This is a genomic window from [Bacteroides] pectinophilus, assembly GCA_025146925.1.
Lineage (GTDB): Bacteria > Bacillota > Clostridia > Lachnospirales > Lachnospiraceae > Bacteroides_F > Bacteroides_F pectinophilus.
The window spans coordinates 1,581,779-1,606,398 of the sequence record CP102260.1 but is presented as its reverse complement, the minus strand read 5'-3'; the positions used below and the strand labels follow the sequence as shown (position 1 = coordinate 1,606,398).

At 42.4% G+C, this 24,620-nt stretch carries 24 protein-coding genes and 1 tRNA gene; all 25 read left to right on the top strand.

Going from position 1 to position 24,620, the window contains the following annotated elements:
- The first annotated feature begins 23 nt into the window (after positions 1-23).
- A tRNA-Leu gene (locus NQ488_07490) sits at positions 24-106 on the top strand.
- A gap of 213 nt (positions 107-319) precedes the next feature.
- Positions 320-1,315, top strand: coding sequence for a phosphate acetyltransferase (gene pta / locus NQ488_07485; protein ID UWN94443.1), 996 nt, complete (start codon positions 320-322; stop codon positions 1,313-1,315).
- A gap of 56 nt (positions 1,316-1,371) precedes the next feature.
- Positions 1,372-2,571, top strand: coding sequence for an acetate kinase (locus NQ488_07480; GenBank protein ID UWN94442.1), 1,200 nt, complete (start codon positions 1,372-1,374; stop codon positions 2,569-2,571).
- 100 nt (positions 2,572-2,671) lie between these two features.
- Positions 2,672-3,196 carry a DUF177 domain-containing protein gene (locus NQ488_07475; protein UWN94441.1) on the top strand — a complete coding sequence of 175 codons (525 nt, stop codon included), beginning with the start codon at positions 2,672-2,674 and terminating at the stop codon, positions 3,194-3,196.
- A gap of 2 nt (positions 3,197-3,198) precedes the next feature.
- On the top strand, positions 3,199-3,381 hold the full coding sequence (gene rpmF, locus NQ488_07470) for a 50S ribosomal protein L32 (protein ID UWN94440.1): 183 nt from the start codon (positions 3,199-3,201) through the stop codon (positions 3,379-3,381).
- Positions 3,382-3,537: 156 nt separating this feature from the next.
- Positions 3,538-4,542, top strand: a complete 1,005-nt coding sequence (gene plsX / locus NQ488_07465) for a phosphate acyltransferase PlsX (GenBank protein ID UWN94439.1) — start codon at positions 3,538-3,540, stop codon at positions 4,540-4,542.
- 13 nt (positions 4,543-4,555) lie between these two features.
- A complete protein-coding gene (acpP, locus tag NQ488_07460; protein ID UWN94438.1) occupies positions 4,556-4,786 on the top strand; it encodes an acyl carrier protein in 231 nt (76 codons plus the stop codon).
- An 88-nt stretch (positions 4,787-4,874) separates the two neighbouring features.
- Entirely contained in the window at positions 4,875-5,561 is a 687-nt protein-coding gene (rnc, locus tag NQ488_07455; protein ID UWN94437.1) for a ribonuclease III, read from the top strand.
- Positions 5,562-5,575: 14 nt separating this feature from the next.
- A complete protein-coding gene (smc, locus tag NQ488_07450) occupies positions 5,576-9,151 on the top strand; it encodes a chromosome segregation protein SMC (protein ID UWN94436.1) in 3,576 nt (1,191 codons plus the stop codon).
- 20 nt (positions 9,152-9,171) lie between these two features.
- Positions 9,172-10,101 carry a signal recognition particle-docking protein FtsY gene (gene ftsY, locus NQ488_07445; protein UWN94435.1) on the top strand — a complete coding sequence of 310 codons (930 nt, stop codon included), beginning with the start codon at positions 9,172-9,174 and terminating at the stop codon, positions 10,099-10,101.
- Between the two features lie 21 nt (positions 10,102-10,122).
- Entirely contained in the window at positions 10,123-11,340 is a 1,218-nt protein-coding gene (gene ilvA, locus NQ488_07440) for a threonine ammonia-lyase (GenBank protein ID UWN94434.1), read from the top strand.
- A 228-nt stretch (positions 11,341-11,568) separates the two neighbouring features.
- Positions 11,569-13,218, top strand: coding sequence for an efflux RND transporter periplasmic adaptor subunit (locus NQ488_07435; GenBank protein UWN94433.1), 1,650 nt, complete (start codon positions 11,569-11,571; stop codon positions 13,216-13,218).
- A gap of 30 nt (positions 13,219-13,248) precedes the next feature.
- Entirely contained in the window at positions 13,249-13,929 is a 681-nt protein-coding gene (locus NQ488_07430; protein UWN97122.1) for an ABC transporter ATP-binding protein, read from the top strand.
- Between the two features lie 52 nt (positions 13,930-13,981).
- Positions 13,982-15,169: an ABC transporter permease gene (locus NQ488_07425; protein ID UWN94432.1), complete on the top strand. Its 1,188-nt coding sequence runs from the start codon at positions 13,982-13,984 to the stop codon at positions 15,167-15,169.
- 64 nt (positions 15,170-15,233) lie between these two features.
- The gene (locus tag NQ488_07420; GenBank protein ID UWN94431.1) at positions 15,234-15,578 is read left to right on the top strand and encodes a YlxM family DNA-binding protein; all 345 of its coding nucleotides are present in this window, start codon (positions 15,234-15,236) and stop codon (positions 15,576-15,578) included.
- A gap of 10 nt (positions 15,579-15,588) precedes the next feature.
- Positions 15,589-16,947 carry a signal recognition particle protein gene (gene ffh / locus NQ488_07415; protein ID UWN94430.1) on the top strand — a complete coding sequence of 453 codons (1,359 nt, stop codon included), beginning with the start codon at positions 15,589-15,591 and terminating at the stop codon, positions 16,945-16,947.
- A 40-nt stretch (positions 16,948-16,987) separates the two neighbouring features.
- Positions 16,988-17,230 (top strand): 30S ribosomal protein S16, encoded by a 243-nt coding sequence (rpsP, locus tag NQ488_07410; GenBank protein UWN94429.1) that lies wholly within the window; start codon positions 16,988-16,990, stop codon positions 17,228-17,230.
- A 115-nt stretch (positions 17,231-17,345) separates the two neighbouring features.
- On the top strand, positions 17,346-17,573 hold the full coding sequence (locus NQ488_07405) for a KH domain-containing protein (GenBank protein ID UWN94428.1): 228 nt from the start codon (positions 17,346-17,348) through the stop codon (positions 17,571-17,573).
- A 73-nt stretch (positions 17,574-17,646) separates the two neighbouring features.
- On the top strand, positions 17,647-18,156 hold the full coding sequence (gene rimM, locus NQ488_07400) for a ribosome maturation factor RimM (protein ID UWN94427.1): 510 nt from the start codon (positions 17,647-17,649) through the stop codon (positions 18,154-18,156).
- A 160-nt stretch (positions 18,157-18,316) separates the two neighbouring features.
- Positions 18,317-18,583 carry a DUF4321 domain-containing protein gene (locus NQ488_07395; GenBank protein ID UWN94426.1) on the top strand — a complete coding sequence of 89 codons (267 nt, stop codon included), beginning with the start codon at positions 18,317-18,319 and terminating at the stop codon, positions 18,581-18,583.
- Positions 18,584-18,637: 54 nt separating this feature from the next.
- Complete coding sequence (gene radC, locus NQ488_07390; GenBank protein UWN94425.1) at positions 18,638-19,378, top strand: DNA repair protein RadC; 741 nt, start codon at positions 18,638-18,640, stop codon at positions 19,376-19,378.
- A gap of 27 nt (positions 19,379-19,405) precedes the next feature.
- On the top strand, positions 19,406-20,425 hold the full coding sequence (locus NQ488_07385) for a rod shape-determining protein (protein ID UWN94424.1): 1,020 nt from the start codon (positions 19,406-19,408) through the stop codon (positions 20,423-20,425).
- Between the two features lie 25 nt (positions 20,426-20,450).
- Positions 20,451-21,302, top strand: coding sequence for a rod shape-determining protein MreC (mreC, locus tag NQ488_07380; protein ID UWN94423.1), 852 nt, complete (start codon positions 20,451-20,453; stop codon positions 21,300-21,302).
- Between the two features lie 9 nt (positions 21,303-21,311).
- Positions 21,312-21,842 (top strand): rod shape-determining protein MreD, encoded by a 531-nt coding sequence (gene mreD, locus NQ488_07375; GenBank protein UWN94422.1) that lies wholly within the window; start codon positions 21,312-21,314, stop codon positions 21,840-21,842.
- On the top strand, positions 21,823-24,591 hold the full coding sequence (locus tag NQ488_07370; GenBank protein UWN94421.1) for a penicillin-binding transpeptidase domain-containing protein: 2,769 nt from the start codon (positions 21,823-21,825) through the stop codon (positions 24,589-24,591). The genes mreD and NQ488_07370 overlap by 20 nt, the downstream gene beginning before the upstream one ends.
- The last annotated feature ends 29 nt before the right edge of the window (positions 24,592-24,620 follow it).

The following is a 24,620-nucleotide window of genomic DNA, read 5'->3' as shown; positions in this document are numbered from 1 at the left end:
ATGGTAGAATGTGTAATGTTCTTGCGGATGTGGCGGAATGGCAGACGCAGCAGACTCAAAATCTGCCGGTGGTGACATCGTGCGGGTTCAAGTCCCGCCATCCGCATTTGCATTATATGAATAAGGCTGTTTTGTATGCAGAGTGTGAATTACAGGCGTATCTTCGTATGGAAGATACGCTTTTTATTGTTTTGTCAGTGGTAAAGTTAGCAGGCAAATTAATGTATTTTTTTGGATAATGGCTTGTATACAATAATTTTTTGTACTATAATGACAGTATTATTACTATTATTATAACTTTTAAGGAGGCATCACGATCATGGCATTTATTGACACGATTAAGGAAAGAGCAAAGGCTGACAAGAAGACTATCGTTTTACCGGAGTCTATGGACAGAAGAACTTTTGAGGCAGCTGAGAAGATTCTTAAGGAGGGTATCGCTAATCTTATAATCATCGGTACTCCTGAAGAGATTGCTAAGAACAGCGAGGGATTTGATATCTCAGGTGCAACAATCGTTGATCCTTTCAATGATCCAAATAAGCAGAAATATATTGATAAGTTTGTAGAATTAAGAGCAAAGAAGGGTATGACTCCGGAGCTTGCTAAGGAGCAGATGGAGAAGGATTATATGTACTATGCATGTCTTATGTGCAAGTGCGGAGACGCTGACGGTGCTGTATCAGGTGCATGTCACTCAACAGGTAATACAATTCGTCCGGCACTTCAGCTTCTTAAGACAAAGCCGGGCATCAGCTCAGTATCAGGATTCTTCCTTATGGAGGTTCCGGACTGTGAGTACGGTGAGAATGGTCTGTTCGTATTTGCTGACTGTGCAGTAAGCCCTGACTATGATTCAGAGAAGCTTGCTGAGGTTGCTAAGCTTTCAGCTGATTCATTCAAGAGCTTTGTAGGTAAGGATGCTAAGGTTGCTATGCTCAGTTTCTCATCATATGGCAGTGCAAAGCATGACAGAGTAACTATGGTTGCAGATGCAGTTAAGATTGCCAAGGAGAAGTATCCTGATATCACTGTTGACGGTGAGCTTCAGCTTGATGCTGCTTTAGTTCCTGAGGTTGCTGCACTTAAGGCCCCACAGAGCCCTGTTGCAGGTAAGGCTAATACACTTGTATTCCCTAACCTTGAGGCCGGTAACATCGGTTACAAGCTTGTTCAGAGACTTGCTAAGGCAGGTGCTTACGGTCCTGTTCTTCAGGGTCTTTCAATGCCTGTTAATGACCTTTCAAGAGGATGCTTCGCTGACGATATCGTTGGTGTAGTAGCTATGACAGCTGTTCAGGCTCAGAATGCATAATTTACTTACATAAGCAGACAGATATTTATCAACATTTTAAGGAGATTTTATTAAATATGAATATTCTTGTATTAAACTGTGGTAGTTCTTCACTTAAGTATCAGCTTATCAACATGGATGATGAGAGTGTAATTGCAAAGGGTCTTGTAGAGAGAATCGGTATCGATGGATCTATTCTTACTCACAAGCCAACCGGCAAGGACAAGTATGTTGTTGAGACTCCTATGAAGGATCACAACATTGCTGTTAAGCTTGTGCTTGATGCTTTACAGGATGCAGAGCACGGTGTTATCAAGTCTACAGATGAGATAGCAGCGGTAGGACACAGAGTACTTCACGCAGGTGAGAAGTATATTGAGTCATGTCTTGTGACAGAGGATGTTAAGAAGGTTGTAAGAGAATGCTTCGACCTCGGACCTCTTCATAATCCTGCTAACCTTATCGGTATTGAGGCTGTTGAGGCGGCTATGCCTGGCAAGCCTAACGTAGCAGTATGGGATACAGCATTCGGCGGAACAATGGAGCCTAAGGCTTATCTTTATGCTATTCCACGTGAGTACTATGAGAAGTATGGCGTAAGAAGATACGGCTTCCACGGAACAAGCCACAGCTTTGTTTCTAAGGAGACAATCAAGTTTGCCGGCCTTGATCCTAAGACAGCTAAGGTTATCGTATGCCACCTTGGCAATGGTGCTTCAATCTCTGCTTCAATCGGCGGCAAGTGTGTAGATACATCAATGGGTCTTACTCCTCTTGAGGGACTTATCATGGGTACAAGATCAGGTGACCTTGATCCTGCAATCCTTGAGTTCCTTTGCAATCATGAGAACCTTACAATCAGTGAGATGCTTAACATTCTTAATAAGAAGTCAGGTGTTCTTGGTATGTCAGGCGGCATCTCAAGTGACTTCAGAGATCTTAATGCCGCAGCTAACGAAGGTAATGAGATTGCCAAGGTTACACTTGAAGCTTATGCTTACAGAGTTGCTAAGTACATCGGTGCTTACACAGCTGCAATGAATGGTGTTGATGCCATTACATTTACAGCAGGTGTTGGTGAGAATGCTGCATGGCTTCGTCCGATGGTAGCCAAGTACCTTGGATACCTCGGTGTTAAGCTTGATGAGGCAGCAAGTGAGAAGGCCTGCGGAACTGAAGGAATCATCTCTACACCTGATTCTAAGGTTAAGCTTTGTGTAATCCCAACTAACGAAGAGCTTGCAATTGCAAGAGAGACACTTGCTCTTGTAAAGTAATAATACAGCTTCCGGTGTGGTAATTTGACAAAGTAAATAATTTTTATTGACAAAACACTACATCTTGTATATAATAACAAAATGTGTGTGGAGAGCAGATATGCTAATTAATTTATCAGAGCTTTTATCCAACGAAGGCGATTCCAGAACATATGAAGTTACATTGGATATGAACGAATTCAAGTGCTCTGCGGGAGTATATCCTATAGTTGAGGCAAAGCCTTTTACTCTGGAAGCTTCCAATGCAGGTAAGCGCAAGGTTTCGATACATGCTGATGTACATATTGCATTGGCAGTTCCATGTGACAGATGTCTGGAGGATGTCAGAACTGACATTGATTTTACGATTGACCGTGTAATTATCGCGGATGTATCGGATTCAGAAGGGATAGAAGTCGAAGATCAGAGTTTCATGGATGGCCATGACCTTGATATAGACAAACTGGTATATCCGGAGATTATATTTAATCTTCCTGCGAAGACTCTTTGCAGACCTGATTGTCAGGGCTTATGCCCTCGCTGTGGTGCTAATCTTAATCATGGCGAATGTGGTTGTGACAGGAGTTCCCTGGATCCAAGAATGTCAGTAATCCAAGATATTTTTAACAATCGTAAGGAGGTGTAACAATGTCAATTTGTCCAAAGAATAAATCATCTAAGGCAAGAAGAGATAAGAGAAGAGCTAACTGGAAGATGTCAGCTCCTAATCTTGTTAAGTGCAGCAAGTGCGGTGCATTAACAATGTCTCACAGAGTATGTAAGGCTTGTGGCTCATACAACAAGAAGGAAGTTGTCTCTGTTGCAGAGTAATTAATGTTTATAGAATAAGGTTTTCACTTCGGTGGGAACCTTATTTTTTTTAGCTTATGAGTCTGTTTCTATTGATTTTGAAGGCTCAATATAGTATATTTTATAAGTGAGTTTTTATGTAATGCGGCACATCAGTGCCTGCGGAATGGAGATTATATGGCTGATACGGTCAATGTAGCGCTTGACGCTATGGGCGGAGATAACGCACCTGATGAGATGATCAGGGGTGCTATAGATGCCGTTAATAAAGCTCCGGACATTCATGTGTGTCTGGTTGGACAGGAAGAGAAGATTAATGCATTTCTTTCATCCTGCAGCTATAACAGGGAACAGATTTCAGTAGTTAATGCTACGGAAGTGATCGAGACGGGAGAGCATCCGGTCAATGCAATCCGCAAGAAAAAGGATTCTTCGATAGTTAAGGCCCTTGGACTTGTTAAGTCCGGGGAGGCAGATGCATTTGTGTCGGCCGGTAATTCAGGAGCAATACTTGTAGGCGGACAGACTATAGTCGGAAGAATCAAAGGTGTTGAGAGACCGCCGTTTGCACCTCTTATACCTACTGCAGCAGGCGTAAGTCTTCTGCTTGACAGCGGAGCCAATGTTGACGCACGCTCATCACACCTTGTACAGTGGGCGAGAATGGGTTCTATCTACATGGAGAATGTGATGGGGGTTAAGAATCCAAGAGTTGCGATTGTTAACGTCGGTGTTGAGGAAGAGAAGGGCAATGCTCTTGTTAAGGAAACATTTCCGCTTCTTAAGGAATGTCCAGATATTAATTTTATCGGAAGTATTGAAGCGAGAGAGATACCTAATGGCGGTGCAGATGTAATCGTATGTGATGCATTTGTCGGTAATGTTATTCTTAAGCTCTATGAGGGCGTCGGCTCGGTACTGATTAAGTCAGTTAAGAAGGGACTTATGTCATCCCTTAAGTCAAAGATTGGAGCACTCCTTATAAAGGATGCACTTAAGTCTACACTTAAGTCATTCGATGCATCTGAGTATGGCGGAGCACCGATGCTTGGTCTTAAAGGCCTTGTGGTTAAGACACATGGTAACGCCAAGGCAAAGGAAGTAACTACATCAATACTTCAGTGCAGGAAGTTCAAAGAGCAGGCAATTAATGATAAGATGAATGAGATTTTCGGAAAGTGAGGATTAGATAATTATGGAATTTGAAAAGTTACAGGCTATTATTGCGGAGGTTCTTAATACAGACCCTGACTCAATAACAATGGAGTCAACATTTGTAGATGATCTTGGAGCTGATTCACTTGATGTATTCCAGATAATCATGGGAATAGAAGAAGCTTTTGATATAGAGATACCTACAGAGGAAGCTGAGAAGATTGTTACTGTCGGCGATGCTGTTGAGCAGATTAAGAAAGCTCTTAACTAATCATAATCAGATAGATGTGGTGTTATGAGACTGGCAAAGATTGAGTATCTTTGCTCAGTCTCATTTAAAAATGAGAGACGGTGGAATTATGAATCATAGTACTGATTTGAATGAGCTGCAGCAGGCGATGGGCTACAGCTTTGATGATGTATCACTGCTTAAGCATGCCCTTACTCACAGTTCATATGCCAACGAGCTTCGCATAAATAAGACGGGGAATAATGAGAGACTTGAATTCCTTGGCGATGCCGTGCTTGAACTTGTGAGCAGTGAATATCTTTTTAATGAACATAAGGATGTTAACGAGGGCTCATTGTCCAAGCTCCGTGCGAGCATGGTCTGTGAGCCGTCGCTTGCATTCTGCGCCAGAGATATCAGCCTGCAGAAGTATATAATGCTTGGCAAAGGAGAAGATGCAACAGGAGGAAGACAGAGGGATTCGATAACTTCTGATGCACTTGAGGCGGTTATAGGAGCCATTTACCTTGACGGAGGCTTTGAGCCTGCAAAGAAGTTTATAATGGCACATGTACTTAATGACCTCGATAATAAGAAGCTTTTTTATGACAGCAAGACGATTCTTCAGGAGATTCTTCAGGCTGACAATAAGACGCCTGAGTACAGGATCACAGGCGAGGAAGGTCCTGAGCACAGTAAGACATTCTCGGCAGAGGTGCTCGACGGTTCCACAGTCCTCGGACATGGAAGCGGTCATAATAAGAAAGCTGCCGAACAGCAGGCAGCCTATGATGCCATATTAAGACTGAGAAAATAGACATCGGGGGAAGTATGTATTTAAAAAGTATCGAGGTACAGGGCTTTAAGTCTTTTGCCAACAAAATAGTTTTTGAATTTAATAACGGAATTACCGGAATTGTAGGCCCTAACGGAAGCGGTAAGAGTAATGTAGCCGATGCCGTAAGGTGGGTTCTTGGTGAACAGAGTGCCAAGCAGCTCCGTGGAACTAAGATGGAGGATATTATATTCGCCGGTACACAGATGCGTAAGCCGGTTGGATTTGCATATGTGGCAATCACACTTGATAATTCCGATCATGCACTCCCTGTTGACTATGATGAGGTTGTTGTTGCAAGGCGTGTGTTCCGCTCCGGTGAGAGTGAATACATGATCAACGGTAATACATGCAGGCTGAAGGATGTATCCGAACTTTTCTATGATACGGGTATCGGTAAGGAAGGCTATTCTATCATTGGTCAGGGACAGATTGACAAAATCTTAAGTGGAAAGCCTGAAGAAAGAAGAGAGCTTTTTGATGAAGCGGCAGGAATTGTGAAGTTCAAGAGGCGCAAGGCTGCTGCCGTTAAGAAGCTTGAGAATGAGCGCGCTAACCTTGTCAGGGTTAATGATATTCTGTCGGAACTTGAGAAGCAGGTCGGACCGCTCGGGAAACAGTCTGAGAAGGCACGCCAGTACCTTCTGCTTAAGGAGAATCTCAAGACTAATGATATTAATGCATTTCTCCTTGAGATGGAATCAACAAGGGCAACTCTGACAGATATAGATAATAAGCTTACTATAGCAGCAGACGACCTTGATAAGTCGAACAGGGAATATGAGAGCACAAAAGCTGAATATGAGGCTGCAGAGCAGAGATTATCAGAATTACAGACTGAGATAGAGAATGAGATGTCGCTTAAGTCCGAAACTGACGTCGAAAAGGGACGCCTTAACGGACAGATGAATGTAATGAGTGAGCAGATTAAGACTATACGCAGCAACGAGTCACATTACAATGACAGAATAGGCGTAATTCATCAGGAGTGTGCACGTCTTGAGACACAGAAATCAGGTTTTTTAAGAGACCGCGAAGAGCTTGCCAAAGAACTTGATGCGATAAAGCTTAAGCAGGATAACAGTGAGAATGAGCATAAGGTTATCATTGACGAGATAACACGGCTTACGGCAGAGATTGAGGCTGCACAGAATGAGATGTATGACATCCTCAATGAGAAGAGTAATATAAAGACTGAGAACCAGCGTTACGAGACGATGCTTGAGCAGATTAATATCAGAAGGGCAGAACTCAACAGCAGGGTTATTCAGGGAAAGAGTGATGAGAGCGTACAGATTGGAGTTATCAACGGATATGCACATGAGGCGTCTCTTATACAGGATAAAGTCAATTCACTTACCGGGCAGATAAAAGAATATGAGGCGGGAATAGCTTCATGCCGTGAGAAGATATCAGAGCTTACATCAGAGATAGATAAGACACAGCAGCAGTATCACCGCGAGAGATCAAGACTTGAATCACTCCGCAATATTGCTGAAAGATATGACGGATATGGCAACAGCATACGAAAGGTCATGGAGCGCAAGGCTGATAATGACGGTATACTTGGAGTTGTGGCTGATATCATTAAGGTGCAGAAGCAGTATGAAGTCGCAATTGAGACTGCACTTGGCGGTACAATTCAGAATATTGTTACTGATAATGAACAGACTGCCAAGGGACTTATCGCATACCTTAAGGAGAATAAGTTTGGCCGTGCAACATTTCTGCCATTGTCATCAATATCAGGGCGCAATACTCTTGAGAAGGATGCATGCCTTAATGAGAAAGGCGTTGTCGGGATAGCAAGCAGGCTTGTGAGAGTATCATTTGAATATGAGAATCTTGTTAATTACCTGCTTGGAAGAATCCTCGTTGTAGATAATATTGATAATGCACTCGCAATTGCAAGAAAGTATAAATATTCACTGCGAATAGTTACACTTGAAGGTGAACAGCTTAATCCGGGCGGTTCCATGACCGGTGGTGCTTTCCGCAATTCGAGCAATCTTCTTGGACGGCGCAGGGAGATTGAAGAGCTTAAGGCTTCTGCAGCACAGATAAGTGACAGACTTGATAAGCTGAAAGGCGAGCTTGCCGATACACGTAAGAAACTTGCATCAATCCGCGAGGATAACGAAGCTGCGGGTAAGTCAATGCGCGAGCAGCAGATTGCTTATAACACGGCACAGATGAATTATAAACAGGCATCACAGAAACGTGATGAGATTATTGCGTCATATCAGGAAAGTGCGTCTGAGGCTGCAAAGCTTGATAAGCAGATAGAGGATATCAGAGGCGGACTGTCGGATGTAACAAGCAGTCTTGCATCGCTTGATGATAAGAATACGCTTGCACAGGAAAAGGCTGCAGAGCTTAACAGCCGGCTTGAAGCGAAGCGTAATGAAGAAACTGGACATATTGCCAGAACAGAAGGCATACATGTACAGTTCAATTCACTTCAGCAAAAGGATACATATCTTCAGGAGAATATAACACGAATAGAGTGGGATATTGAGAACCTCCAAAATGAGGAGAAGGGGCTTAACGAACAGCTTGCCAATACGGCTGATGAGATTAAGGCCAAGGAAGATATGATTGCCCGGACTAAGGCTGCAATTGAGGCTGCACAGACTAAGATTGAAGAGTGCGAGAAGAGTATTGCGGCTTTGCGAGAGAAGCGTGCAGAAGTTTCGGAGCAGAACAAGACCTTTTTTGATAAGAGAGAGAATCTCGCTAATACTATCAGTGCACTTGACAAAGAGTGCTACAGACTTAATGCGGCTAAGGAAAAGCTTGAAGCTGCCAAAGACGGACTTGTTGATTACATGTGGTCTGAGTATGAGATTACATATGGTTCGGCTTCACAGCTGAGAGACCCTGAGATGACGGATCTCGCGTCAATCAAGAAGACAATTGCATCAGTTAAGGCACAGATACGTGCGCTTGGTGATGTCAATGTAAATGCTATCGAAGAGTATAAGGATGTCAATGAGCGTTATACTTTCCTGAGTACACAGCATGATGATCTCATTAAGGCAGAACAGAGTCTTATGACTGTAATAGATGAGCTTGATAACGGAATGCGAATCCAGTTTAAAGCTAAATTTGAAGAGATTAAGACAGAGTTCGACAAAGTCTTCAGGGAACTGTTTGGCGGTGGACGCGGTACGATAGAACTTGTTGAAGGAGAGGATATTCTTGAGGCAGGAATTGTGATTATCTCACAGCCACCCGGAAAGAAGCTTCAGAACATGATGCAGCTCTCCGGCGGTGAAAAAGCACTTACGGCTATCTCACTTCTGTTTGCAATACAGAATCTCAAGCCGTCGCCATTCTGCCTTCTCGATGAGATTGAGGCCGCACTTGATGATTCTAATGTAGACAGATATGCTTCATATCTGCATAAGCTGACAAAGCATACACAGTTTATCGTAATCACTCACAGACGTGGTACAATGGCAGCGGCTGACAGGCTGTATGGTATAACGATGCAGGAAAAAGGTGTTTCAACACTTGTGTCGGTTGACCTTATTGAGAATGAGCTGGATGCTTCTGACAGAAAACAGTAAAATGAGAAATGAGGACATGTATGGGATTATTCAGTAAATTAAAAGAAGGGCTTACTAAGACCAGAGACCATATAACATCAGGAATGGATGCAATTTTTTCAGGATTTTCTTCGATAGATGATGATTTCTACGAAGAACTTGAAGAGACAATGATAATGGGCGATATAGGTGTCTGTGCAACAGAGGAGATACTTGAGGAACTCAAAGAGAGGGTTCATGAGAACAAAGTGAAGAATCCGGCTGATTGCAAGCAGCTTCTTATTGATACAATCAAAGAGAAGATGGATCTTGGTGAGAACGCATATGATTTTGAAAACCGCAAGTCGATTATTATTCTTATCGGTGTTAACGGAGTCGGTAAGACAACATCTGCCGGCAAGATTGCGGCACACTTGAGAGGACAGGGCAGGAAGGTTATTCTTGCGGCAGCCGATACGTTCCGTGCTGCTGCCATCGAACAGCTTACAGAATGGGCTAACAGAAGTCAGTGCGATATAATCGCACAGTCAGAGGGTTCTGACCCGGCAGCGGTAATATTTGATGCGGTTGCCGCAGCCAAGGCAAGAAAAGCGGATGTTCTTCTGTGTGATACTGCCGGACGTCTTCACAACAAAAAGAATCTTATGGAAGAGCTCCGTAAGATTGACAGAGTCATTGAACGGGAGTATGCTGATGCTTACAGGGAAAATCTTCTCGTCCTTGATGCAACAACGGGACAGAACGCATTATCACAGCTGCGTGAGTTCAAAGACGTAATGGATATAACGGGAATAATCCTTACCAAGATGGACGGAACTGCCAAGGGAGGTATAGCTATCGCGATACAGACTGAGTTTGGCGTGCCTGTCAAATATATCGGCGTGGGAGAGCATATTGAAGATCTGCAGAAGTTTAATTCCGAAGATTATGTCAACGCCATCTTTGATGTACCTGAAGGGGAAGATGATTAATTAATAATAATGGAGGCCAGTATGGACAAATTAACACTTGAAAAATTTGAAGAAGCTGCTGAAAAAGTACAGGAGGTAACACTTAAGACTAATCTTGTATACAGCGAATATTTCAGTAAGCAGAGCGGCAATAAGGTATATCTTAAGCCGGAGAACATGCAGTACACAGGTGCATATAAAGTGCGTGGAGCGTATTACAAGATAAGCACGCTTACAGACGAAGAGCGCGCAAAGGGACTTATAACGGCATCAGCGGGCAACCATGCACAGGGTGTTGCATATGCTGCTAAGATATATGGCTGCCGTGCAGTTATCGTAATGCCTACAACAACACCACTTATCAAGGTAAACCGCACGAAGAGCTATGGTGCAGAGGTTGTCCTTTACGGAGATGTATATGATGAGGCTTGCGAATATGCGCTTAAGATGGCTAAGGAGCAGGGACTTACATTTATCCATCCATTTGATGATCTTGCTGTTGCAACAGGTCAGGGGTCAATTGCAATGGAGATAATCAAGGAGCTTCCTACAGTAGATTACATCCTTGTACCTGTCGGCGGAGGCGGACTTGCAACAGGCGTTTCAACACTTGCCAAGCTTCTTAATCCCCATATCAAGGTAATAGGTGTAGAGCCTGCCGGAGCTAACTGTCTTCAGGAGTCACTTAAGAAGAATACAGTGACAACACTTAAGTCGGTTAATACTATAGCTGACGGAACTGCAGTACAGACACCTGGTAAGAAGCTGTTCCCATATCTTAAGGAGAATCTTGATGAGGTAATTACAGTTGAGGATTACGAGCTTATCGATGCATTCCTTGATATGGTAGAGAATCACAAGATGGTAGTAGAGAATTCAGGACTTCTTACAGTTGCTGCAATTAAGCATATCGATGTTAAGGACAAGAAGATTGTTTCAATCTTAAGCGGCGGTAACATGGATGTTATAACAATGTCATCTATCGTAAGCCATGGTCTTATCCAGCGTGGACGTATATTCACTGTATCAGTGCTTCTTCCGGACAAGCCGGGCGAACTTGTACGTGTTGCACAGATTGTTGCTGATGCTAAGGGTAATGTAATTAAGATTGAGCATAACCAGTTCGTAAGCATCAATCGTAATGCGGCGGTTGAGCTCAGACTTACAATCGAGGCATTCGGACATGACCATAAGGACGAGATTATCAAGAAGCTTGAAGAAGGCGGTCTGCGTCCAAGGCTTGTAAAGACTAATCTGTAAAAACGAAGCATATAACTTGTATGTAACAACAAGACGGGTCACAGCGTTATATAGCTGTGGCCTTTTTGATTTGTGCGGGAGTAATTAAAGAATTTGCAAATTGTTAACAAATATTTAATCGATATATTACTAGCCATTATAAAAGAATTAGTATAATATTAATATTATCAAAATAATTTTGAAGAAAGGAATTTGTGAAGGCTGTCAGGGCTGACATGAGAGCGGTATATGAAGAAAATACTTAAAACACTTAAAAAGCACTGGAAACTCGCAATTGTACTTGTGGTAATAATTGCAATTATTGCTGCTTCAGTTGTCGGAGGCGGTAAGGCTGCAGACCAGATGTACGTTGATGAGAAGGTACAGAAGAGAGATATTGTTACATATCACACGTTTACTGGTAATATAGAGGCAGTAGATGATGTGACTATAACTCCTAAGGTTATGGGGGAAGTTACGCAGGTTTATTTTAAGGAAGGCGATGAGGTTAAGGCCGGAGATGTGCTTGCCCAGATAGATGATAAGACTATACGCCAGAATATAGCGCTTAAGGAGGCATCACTGTCCAATACTGAACTTTCTAATTACTATGCAATACGTGATGCTAAGAAGTCTTACGAGGATTATAAGAATTCAATAGATAACGGAGACAATGCAACTATTAATCAGGCGAAGGCTGCACTTGATAATGCGAAGACTGCTTATGATTCGGCAGTGTCTGATTATAACCGTGCAAAGCTTGAACTGGATAATAATATAGATGCATCAATGATTGCTGCCGGTAACCAGCTTGAGAGCGTTAAGGCGGCGCTTGAACAGGCTAAAAAGAATTATGACGATAATGAAGCGGATATACGTGGGTGTGAGAAGGGCGTATCTAACGCCGAGGATGCATATGATGCAGATCCGTCACCTGCCAATGCAGCTTCACTTGCAGGCGCAAAAGCGAATGTAGAGATGCTTGAGGCTAAGAGGGATGCGCTTCAGACTGCTGTTGATAATGCACAGTTAAGCTATGATAACCAGTATAAGAGCTATCTTAGCACATTTAATACGGTTAATACTAACTTAAGCAAGTATGAAGATGCGGTTAATTCAAGGCATGAGTCTTATCTTCAGGCACAGCAGAGCTATGAGTCAGCACTTGTTGCGGCAGACCAGACTCTTCAGACATATGCCAATGCAGCTGAAAAGGTTGAGGCTTTGTCCAATAACAATGTAGCGGCGCTGGAACTTGATAATCTGTATACACAGCTTGAAGATTATAAGATTAAGGCATCTATAAGCGGTACGCTTACTGACTTTAATGTCAAGGTGGGAGACACACTCTCAACAGCCAAGGCAGTTGCTGAGGTGACTGATTATTCTACGGTACAGGTATCGATCAAGATTGATGAGTATGACATACTTGGAGTAGAGGATGGCGTTGATGTAGGAATCAGCGTTGATGCTCTTAAGAGAGATTATGAGGGTAAGATTACCAATGTATCAAAGAAAGCAACTGTAGAGAAGGGCGTATCATATTTTACGGCTGACGTTGAATTCAGGGCAGATTCATATATCAGAACGGGAATGTCAGTAGAAGTAAAGCTTAAAAATAACGATGTTAAGGATGTACTTTCAGTTTCAATGGATGCATTGTATTACGAGAGCGACAATACGCCGTATGTACTTGTCGGTTCGGGTAAATCACAGGAGAAAAAGTATATAACAACAGGGGCAAGTGATGGCTCTTATGTTGAGATAAAAGACGGACTTAATGAAGGTGATACTGTAAAGGCAAAGAGCGAGATGATGAATATGATGATGAATATGTATGGTGGCTCTGTAAGCGCAGGCAGTGTTTCTACAGATTCAGGCAGCAGCACATCAAAATAAGTAAACGGAGATTTGATTATGGCTAAAGAAATACTTACAATGAAGAACATTGTGAAGGAATATGTCATGGGTGATGAAATATCAAGAGTGCTTAAGGGAATTGACCTTACGGTAGAAGAGGGGGAGTTCCTGGCTGTTCTCGGACCATCAGGCTCAGGTAAGTCTACGCTTATGAATATTATCGGATGTCTGGACGTTCCGACTTCGGGTGAGTATATACTGTCGGGACGTAAGATTGCTGACCAGGACGAGAAGTCACTTGCGCACATACGCAGTAAGGAGATTGGATTTATATTTCAGTCATTTCACCTGCTTCAGAGACAGACGGCACTTGAGAATGTTGAGCTGCCTATGATATATGCCAATGTTAAGGAGAAGGAACGTAAGCAGCGTGCAATGGAGGTGCTTGAAAAAGTAGGCCTCAAAGACAAGATGGATCATTATCCTAATCAGATGTCAGGAGGGCAGCAGCAAAGAGTTGCCATAGCACGTTCGATAGTGAACAATCCGACAATACTTCTTGCAGATGAGCCGACGGGTGCTCTCGACCAGAAGACGGGAGCGCAGGTTATGGAGCTTTTTCATGAACTGAATGACGAAGGCAGATGCATAATAATGATTACGCATGATGTCCACATTGCGCAGCATGCCAAGAGAATAGTAAGAATACTTGACGGTAATATAAGCGAAGGTGTAGTTGAGGATGCGTAATGACTGAAGCTGACAAATATATTTGCATAATATATTTACGATAAGGAGCAATATGGATATTTTAAAGCAGAGCATCGGGATGTCGATGCAGAATATAAAGGGCAACAAGATGCGTTCGTTCCTTACAACACTTGGTATAATAATCGGTGTTACGGCTGTAATTGCCCTTATTACAATAGTTCAGGGTGTATCTGATAATGTAATGGGGCAGTTTGAAAATCTTGGCGCAGGCAAGCTGGTTGTATCAATAACGGGTACGTCGCTTAAGACCGGATTGTCAGACAGCGACATAGCTAAGATTGAAGCGATTGACAATGTCGCAGGTGTATCACCTACGGTCTCCACAACAAGCAAGGGCGCACGTAACGGCGAGGTTGATGACATTAACGTAGAAGGCAAGAACGGAACGTATTTCCTGAATAATAACAATATTATATCAGGCCGTGCGCTGACACATGCGGAGATGGCAGGTGATGTGTATACATGTGTCATTGATAAGGACTGTGCCAAGAGATTTTTCTTCGGTGAGAATCCGGTCGGTAAGAAACTTAAAGTCGGAGGCTATACTTATACGGTTGTAGGACTTGAGGGAGATGATGCCAATCTTATGTCAACAATGATGACGACATCAAGTGACGGAGGAACAGTTAAGATCCCTTACAAGAATGCGCTTAAGATGACAGGAAGTGCCAACATTAACAGCATTGAAATCTACATAGGAGATACACAGTTCTCTGACCAGGTTACGAATGACCTGAAAAAAGTACTTAATCAGGCGTTCAATGACAAAGATGACAGTTACAGCATATTTAACATGGATTCGCTTCTTGATACTATGCGTTCCATGCAGAACATGATGACTACGATGCTTGCAGGCATTGCGTCAATAGCACTTCTTGTCGGCGGAATAGGTATCATGAATATGATGCTTGTATCGGTTACTGAGCGTACCAGGGAGATAGGTCTGCGCAAGGCACTCGGCGCTGAGCCTAAGAGGATACAGATGCAGTTTCTGATTGAATCAATATTCCTTTCGATGATTGGAGGAATAATAGGCGTGGGGCTTGGGCTGCTGATATCATATGTGGCAGCAGTCCTGATAAAGATTGACTTTGTAATCCAGCCCGGAGCAATCATACTTGGTGTAGGCTTCTCAGCCGCAATAGGAATAATATTCGGATGGGTGCCTGCAAGGAAGGCAAGTGAGCTTAACCCTATAGATGCACTTCGCTCGGAATAAAAATAAAGCTGTCAAGAAAAAATACTTGACAGCTTGCTGACACTATTGTATTATATCATTTGTTATGGAAAAGATTCTTGAGCAGACATTGTTATATGATTTCTATGGAGAACTTCTGACAGAGCATCAGAAGGCTGTATATTCGGATGTTGTCTTTAACGACTATTCACTGAGTGAGGTCGCTGAGGAGTATGACATCTCAAGACAGGGAGTGCATGACCTGATTAAGCGCTGCAATGCTATTCTTACAGGTTATGAAGATAAGCTTCATCTCGTGGAGAAGTTTATGGATGCAAAGAAGATGGTAGGAGAGATTAATGATCTTACCAAGAAGTTCTTCGACACGGGTGACTCCGAGTGTGTGAGAAGAATTGATGAGATTTCCAATGACATGTTGAAGATTTTTTAGGAGGCTTTAGATGGCTTTTGACAGTTTGTCAGACAAATTACAGAACATTTTCAAAAACCTCCGTGGCAAGGGCCGCTTAAGCGAAAGTGATGTTAAGGCTGCACTCAGGGAAGTCAAGATGGCACTTCTTGAGGCGGATGTTAACTTCAAAGTTGTCAAGCAGTTTGTTAAGTCGGTTGAGGAACGTGCAATCGGTCAGGATGTAATGGAGAGCCTTACACCCGGACAGATGGTAATCAAGATAGTCAATGAAGAGATGATTAAGCTCATGGGTTCAGAGACTACAGAGATTGCTCTTAAGAGCGGTTCAGAGATTACGGTTATCATGATGGCAGGTCTTCAGGGTGCCGGTAAGACAACCACTACAGCCAAGCTGGCAGGCAAGTTCAAGGCTCAGGGCAGGAAGCCGCTTCTTGTGGCATGTGATGTATACAGACCTGCGGCAGTTGAACAGCTTAAGATTAATGGTGAGAAGCAGGGAGTTCCTGTTTTTGCCATGGGAACGAACCAGAATCCTGTAGACATAGCCAAGGCAGGAATTGAACATGCTAAGTCTAACGGGAATAACATTGTTATTTTGGATACAGCCGGACGTCTTCATGTAGATGAAGACATGATGACTGAGCTTCAGAATATAAAGAGCAGCGTAGGAGTTGACCAGACGATACTTGTTGTCGATTCGATGACAGGTCAGGACGCAGTTAATGTAGCGTCTTCATTCGATGAGAAGATTGGAATTGACGGAGTTATTCTTACTAAGCTCGATGGTGACACCAGAGGCGGTGCCGCCCTTTCAATCAAAGCCGTGACAGGCAAGCCTATTCTTTACGCCGGTATGGGGGAGAAGCTTTCAGATCTTGAACAGTTCCATCCTGACAGAATGGCATCAAGAATACTTGGCATGGGCGATGTGCTTTCGCTTATAGAGAAGGCTGAGGCACAGATAGATGCCGATAAGGCGGCTGAGATGGAGAAGAAGCTCCGCAAAGCGGAGTTTGACTTTAATGATTATCTTGAGTACATGGGTCAGATTAAGAACATGGGCGGACTCGGGTCAATCATGAATATGCTTCCGGGCATGGGATTTGCCGGCAAGATTAAGACAGACGGCGTAGACATGGATGAAGCAGAGAAGAATCTTAAGCGCACTGAGGCAATCATCCTTTCGATGAATAATGCGGAGCGCAGCAGACCGGACATTCTTAATCCGTCAAGAAAGAACCGTATCGCAAGAGGTGCGGGAGTTGACATAAGCGAAGTCAACAGAGTAGTCAAGCAGTTTGAGCAGATGAAGAAGATGATGAAGCAGATGCCGGGCATGATGAAACAATTCGGTGGTAAAAAGGGCAGATTCAAATTGCCTTTTTAGCATAATACATTTTTAGCAAAATATCAGGAGGTGAATTACAATGGTAAAGATCAGATTAAAGAGATTAGGTGAGAAGAAGTCTCCATTCTATAGAATCATCGTTGCAGATTCAAGATCACCACGTAACGGAAGATTCATCGATGAAATCGGTACTTACGATCCTAACTACGATCCTTGCAAGGTTAACATTGATGCAGAGGCAGCTAAGAAGTGGCTTGCTAACGGTGCACAGCCTACAGAAGGTGTCTTAAGAGTATTTAAGATTGCCGGAATTGAGAAGTAATCCAAGAGACTTTTGGGTGATTATTGGTTATCGCACTAAGATCTGAGTACCTTAGTGCAATGACCGTGTCTCTTAATCCCGTACAGTCTGCAACCGCAGACGGAAATGAGGAAGTATGAAGGAATTAGTTGAAATTATCGCTAAAGCACTTGTTGATAATCCTGATGAAGTTGTTGTAACTGAGACAGAGAAGAATAAGGCTCTTATTGTTGAGCTTAAGGTAGCTCCGTCAGATATGGGGAAAGTTATCGGTAAGCAGGGACGAATCGCAAAGTCCATTCGTGCAGTTGTAACGGCTGCAGCATCTAAGACTGACAAGAAAGTGATTGTCGAGATTGTATAACGGCAATGTACTTTGAATTTATGAAAGAACCTCGAAAGCATTGTTTTCGGGGTTCGAATTTTATGGAGGATACATGGAGCAGACATTACGTGTAGGCGTAATAACATCGACACATGGAATACGCGGCGAAGTAAAGGTATTTCCGACAACAGATGATCCGAAGAGATTCGATTATCTTGAAGAAGTTATTGTTGATATGAAAAGAGAGCCTGTAAAGCTTGAGATTGAAGGCGTTAAGTACTTCAAACAATTTGTTATTCTCAAGTTCAAAGGGTATGACAATATAAATGATATACAGCAGTTTGTAAAAAAAGACCTGCTTGTTACAAGAGAAAATGCAGTTGAACTTGAAGATGGAGAGTTCTTTATATGCGATCTCGTTGGACTTAAGGTCGTGACTGATGAAGGTGTGGAGCTTGGTGTGCTTAAGGATATTATGCAGACGGGGGCCAATGATGTCTATGTGGTTGGAATGAATGACGGTAAGGAAGTTCTTATTCCTTCAATACCGCAGTGTATATTGGAGAAGAATCCGGAGGAAGGATATATACGCGTTCATCTTCTTAAAGGACTCCTTGATTAAAATGATATAGCCGGGTATTATGTGTTTATTATAAAGCTGATTATTTCTTGTCAACATTACGCATAATATGCTATACTGTTAGATGCGCCAAATGAAAGCAGGGTGTGGCTGATGCGGCATCTGCATTTGTGAGGCAGTTATGTTATGAGGTGAGAATGACATGAGCAACATAGCACGTGGCAAAAATAACTGGGCATTATTTTTGTTTCTTCTTGCCGGTATTGTAATCGGTGGATTTATCAGCGAGCTTACGGCCGGAATTCCGGCACTTGGATGGCTCAGCTATGGTCAGACGTTCGGATTTACTGACCCGGCACCAACACTTGATCTCGGAGTGCTTATTATAACATTCGGTCTCAAGATTAAGATTACTATCGGAAGTATTGTCGGAATAATTATTGCTGCAGTCATATACCGTTTTGTATAGTTGATATTAACTGTATAACGAATTAACCGGATTTTGTTTCCTTTAGCATAAGGAATGAATAGTGTATATGATAACACGGGACTGAAGAACAGGCGTACCAAAGACCTTCCGGCATCAATGCGTCCGTATGAGAAGTTTATGTTATACGGAGCAGGTGCACTGTCTGATGCAGAACTTCTTGCAGTTATAATTAAGACAGGAACAACGGGGATAAGTTCAATTGAACTTGCTGCCGGCATTATTGATATGGCATGCAACGGATCGGGAAGTACGAACCTTGCGGGGCTTACGGGGATAGGGTATGAAGACCTTGTATCAATTCGTGGCATAGGCAGTGTGAAAGCATTACAGATTATGGCTGTAATTGAGCTGTCACGCAGGATATCCAAATCGTGTGCATACAGGCGGCTTGATTTCAGGAATCCCGTATCAATCGCGGATTATTATATGGAAGACCTGCGTCATGCGGAATGCGAGAGGCTTGTACTTGTCATGCTCGACACAAAGCTGCGGCTGATTAAGGATGAGATTATCTCAACAGGTACCGTTAATGCATCAATAGTATCTCCGAGAGAGATATTTGTTGCAGCGTTAAGAGCCGGTGCGGTATTTATCGTTATGCTGCATAATCATCCGAGCGGTGATGCAGAGCCAAGCAGTAATGACATTGCTATAACAAGGCGGGTGCAGCTTGCCGGCGAGATGTTAGGAATATCGCTTATTGACCATATTATTATTGGTGATAATAGATTCGTAAGCCTTAAGGAAAGCGGACTTATGAATCTTAATGAATAAAATTTCAAAAATTGAAAGGAGCCTAAGATGGCAGGTGTATACGGAATTGATATAGGAACAAGCAATTTTAAGATGTTCTCAAAAGATAAGGATAAGATTCTCAATGAGAAGAATATAATTGCAATAGCCAATAAGACTGAGATTTTTGCATTCGGTGATGAAGCGTTCGAGATGTATGAGAAGGCACCGGATAATATAGTTGTATCATATCCGGTTAAGTTTGGCGTTATTGCAGACATCGAGAATATGCAGACACTTCTTGAGAAGTTTACTGAGAAGCAGAGTGAGAGCAAGAAGCTTACGGGTCCTTCGGAGTTCTATATTGCTGTTCCGACAGATATTACTGAAGTTGAGAAGCGTGCATTCTATGAGATAGTTGTTGATGCCAAGGTTAAGGCAAAGAATGTTTATATAGTTGATAAGCCGGTTGCTGATGCTATAGGTGCGGGGATTGATGTAACTGCTGCCAAAGGTGTTATGGTTGTCAATATCGGCGCTGACACAACTGAGATATCAGTTCTCTCACTTGGAGGCATTGTGCTCAGCAAGTCAGTCAAGATTGGCGGTAACAAGCTTGATGACAGTATTATAACAACTGTACGTAAGTATTATAATCTTGTAATCGGAAGCAAGACAGCTGAGAATCTTAAGAAGCAGCTTGGAAGCGCCGTACAGGTTGATGAGTCATTTGCAAAGGGATTTGGACGTAATATAGTATCAGGCCTCCCTGTATGTGTGGATATATCTTCTGATATTATCTATAATGCGATTGTCGACCCGCTTCACTCAATCATGGATTCAATCAAAGTCATTCTTGAGAGAACTCCGCCTGAACTTGCAGCGGATATTATTAATATGGGTATCTATGTTACAGGCGGTACATCTAACATAAGCAACCTTGAGAGATTTATCAAGGAAGAGACCAATCTCAATGTCAATATAGTTGAGAATCCTTCTGAAAGTGTTGTACGCGGACTTATGGGCGTCGTTAATAACCCTCAGTTCAGACATCTTGCATATACACCACAGGAAAAGATTTACGAATAATTAATTTTAGAGCAGGTGTTTGTCAATGAGAAAGAAACTGAGTACATTTTTTACACCTAAATATATTCTGGTTATTCTTACGGTGGTATGTTTTCTGTTTGTAGGTGCGTCATTCTTTACGGACAGCCTTATATCACCTATACGGACTGTTGTATCGGCTGTTGTAATTCCTCTGCAGAAAGGAATGAACAATCTCGGCTTGTGGACTTACGATAAGGCTGAGACGATGAAGGAACTTGGAGAGGTAATAGACCAGAACAAAGAGCTTCAGGACAGGGTCGACAGCCTTGTAGAGGAGAATAACCAGCTTAAGCAGGACAGTTATGAACTGGAGAGACTTCGTGACCTTTATGAACTTGATGAGAAGTATCCGGGCTACACTAAGGTCGGTGCTCGTGTAATCGGCAAGGGAAGCGATAACTGGTTCAATACATTTACAATAGACAAAGGTAGCCGTGACGGAATAGAGACTGATATGAATGTTATTGCAGGAGGCGGACTTGTCGGCATTGTAACTGATGTCGGCGAGAATTATGCAACTGTTCATTCAATTATAGATGACAGCAGCAAGGTCAGCGGCATGCTTATAGATACCGGAGACAACTGCATTGTCAACGGCGATATAAAGCTTATGGATTCAGGGCTTCTTCGTGTTGAGTATTTTAAGAAGGATGTTGTAATCCGTGACGGGGATAAGATTGTTACATCCAACATAAGTAATGACTACCTCGAGGGAATACTTATAGGATATGTAAAGGACGTAACATCGGATTCCAATAATCTTACACAGTCGGGATACCTTGTTCCGGTTGTTGATTTTGCACATCTTCAGGAAGTACTTGTAATCAGGGAAAAGAAAGTTAAGATTGGCGAGTGAGGTCGGTACATGAAAAGAAAAATATGTGAGCTGCTTCTGATAATTGTCTTTTATGTGCTTCAGTGTACAGCCGGAAGAGTGCTGGCTATAGGTGGCATATCACCTAATTTTCTGATAATCATTCCGGTTTTGTTCGGATTTCTTAATGGTAAGACAGAAGGAATATATACGGGATTTGTGTGCGGAATAATATACGATTTGTTCAGCTACAGCATAATCGGGCTTTCATCAATAGCAATGATGTTTATCGGGTATTTTGCCGGATGTTTCTACCAGAAATATGAGGAGAAGGAATTTTTAATGCCTATCGCTATGGTAGGGGCAGGTGATTTTATATATGGTTTTCTGTCATATGTGGTTAATTTCCTGCTGCACAATAAACTTGATGTCCTGTATTATCTTAAGCGTTTTATAATGCCGGAGGTTGTATATACGGTAATTGTCACGATTGCGATATACAGGATAATTGTATCCCTTAACAGACATTTTGAGGGTAAGGAAAGAAAGAGAGCTATAGAGTATGATCAGGGAAATATTTGAGTACATTCTAAGTTTCTTAAAGTCAAGGCTTCTGCCACTGGTTTTGGTATTTATCCTTCTTTTTGTAACAATTTTAGTTCGTCTCTTCTCACTGCAGATAGTTAACGGTGATGTGTACGCACAATCGGTAACGGATTCACAGGAGAAGACAATGAGTGTTCCTGCCACACGTGGCAGGATTTTTGACCGTAACGGTAATCTTCTTGCTTATAATGATCTTGCATTCTCTGTAAAGATAAGCGACAGCGGAACTTATACATCCAATAAGGTTAAGAATCAGTCTATCAATGAAGTTATCAATAAGACAATTGATATAATTGAGGAGAATGGGGATTCTGTTACCAATGATCTCCCAATTGCAATTAATCTGGACGGACATCTTGAATTTACGGAATCTGATAATGCACTTCTCAGATTCTTAAGAGATATATACGGTGCACAGACAATAAGTGCACTTAAGGATGAACAGCGTAATGCAACGGCTGATGCTGTGTATGAATACCTTCGTGACAGGTATGAGGTATCGCAGGATTATCCGCTTGCCCATCAGCTTGAGATTATTAATCTGAGAAGACACATGGCTGCTAACTCATATTCAAGATATATGACATTTACAATCGCGTATGAAGTGTCTGATGCAACTGTAGCGGCAATCCTTGAGAAGTCAAGAGACCTTGTCGGTGTAAGTGTTGAAGAAGAATATATCCGCAAGTATGTCGACAGTGTATATACATCACATATACTGGGATATACAGGTAATGTATCATCCAGTGAGCTTGAGGAACTTCAGGCACAGAATGAGCAGTATGAATCGAATGATACTGTAGGTAAGTCAGGAATAGAGCAGGCTCTTGAACTTGAACTTCAGGGAACAAAGGGAAGTAAGAAGGTATATGTTGACAGCGTAGGCCGTATTACGGAAGTCGTAGATAATACACAGCCACAGACCGGTCACGATGTCTATCTTACTATTGATTCACAGCTTCAGAAAGATGTCTACAATGCAATTGAAGATGAATTGGTTGAGATTCTTCTGTCTAAGATAACGGCAGGTGATACGACTATAACATATAATTCCAATACAGGTTCGGTAGAGGATATATTCATCCCGATTAAGTCTGTCTATTTTGCACTGATTGATAATAATATTGTATCTATCAAGAAGATAGCCCAGTCTGATTCATCAATAGCACAGGGAATCCAGTCTAAGTTTGAGACAAGACAGGACAGTGTGATATCGTCTGTCATGAACGAACTTACGGATTCACCTACAGCATACGGACAGCTCTCTGATGAGATGAAAGTCTATATTTATTACATTTATAAGAATGTGCTTGTTGATAATGGAATAATTAATACTGAAAATATGGATACCAATGATTCTGTATATGTCAACTGGGATGAGAATGAGTCAATCAGTCTTAAGGAGCTTCTGACATATGCGCTTACCAAGAACTGGATTGATATGGATAAGCTTACGGCTGAGAAGTATTCGAGTCTTCAGGAGGCATATGATTCGCTGCTGGAATATATTTCCAATTATATCAGTAATGATACCGGATTCGGTAAAAAGGTATACAGATATATGATTTCATCGGGAAGTATATCGGGCTGGGAAGTCTGCATGATGCTTTATGAACAGGGGGTTCTTGAACCATCAGGGAGTGCTTATGAAGGGCTTTCGTCGGGAAGAATGTCTGCATATGATTTCATGATAAATGCAATCACTGAGAAGACGATTACTCCGGCACAGCTTGCGCTTGAACCGTGTTCCGGCTCAGCAGTTGTTGCAGACCCTGATACAGGGGAGCTGCTTGCACTTGTATCATATCCGGGATATGACAATAACCGGCTTTCAGGAACTGTCGATAAGGATTACTATGAGCAGCTGCGTAATGATAAGGCAAAGCCGCTTATTAATAAGGCAACATCACTCAGAACCGCACCGGGTTCTATCTTTAAGCCATGTTCGGCGATTACGGGACTTGAACAGGGAGTGATAAGTACGGGTGAGTCAATTGTATGTACAGGACAGTATACGGCAGTTACTCCTTCTCCAAAGTGCTGGATATATCCGCGCTCTCATGGCGCCGAGAATGTCTCGACGGCAATACGTGATTCATGTAACGTATTTTTCTACACTGTAGGACACAGACTTGGCATGGAATCAGGAGGAACTTATAACAGCACAAAGGGAACGGATCTGCTTAAGAATTATGCAGAGCAGCTCGGACTTGCGACAAAGTCAGGTGTTGAGATATATGAGATGGATCCGCATCCGTCTGACAGGGATGCAGTTGCATCAGCAATCGGGCAGGGTACACATGCATACTCGGCAATCAATTTGTGCAGATATGTATCGACACTTGCAACATCAGGCGTATGCCACGATTTTACACTTGTATCAAAGATAACGGATTATAACGGAAATGTTATACGTGATAATGAACCGGTTGTTTCCAATACGATGAATGTAAGTTCATCTACGTGGAATGCTGTTCATCAGGGTATGCGTCTCGTGATTGAGAATACGGCGTCATTTAAGGGACTTCCTTATCAGGCTGCCGGAAAGTCAGGTACCGCACAGGAGAATACGAACAAGGCTGACCATATAACATTTATAAGTTATGCGCCGTATGATAATCCTGAGGTAGCTGTATCGGTTCTGATTCCTAACGGATATGCTTCAAGTAATGCTGCCAAGCTTACCTCTGATATATACAAAATATATTGGGGATTAGACAAGTAATTTGTATAAAAATGCGAAAATTCACGCAG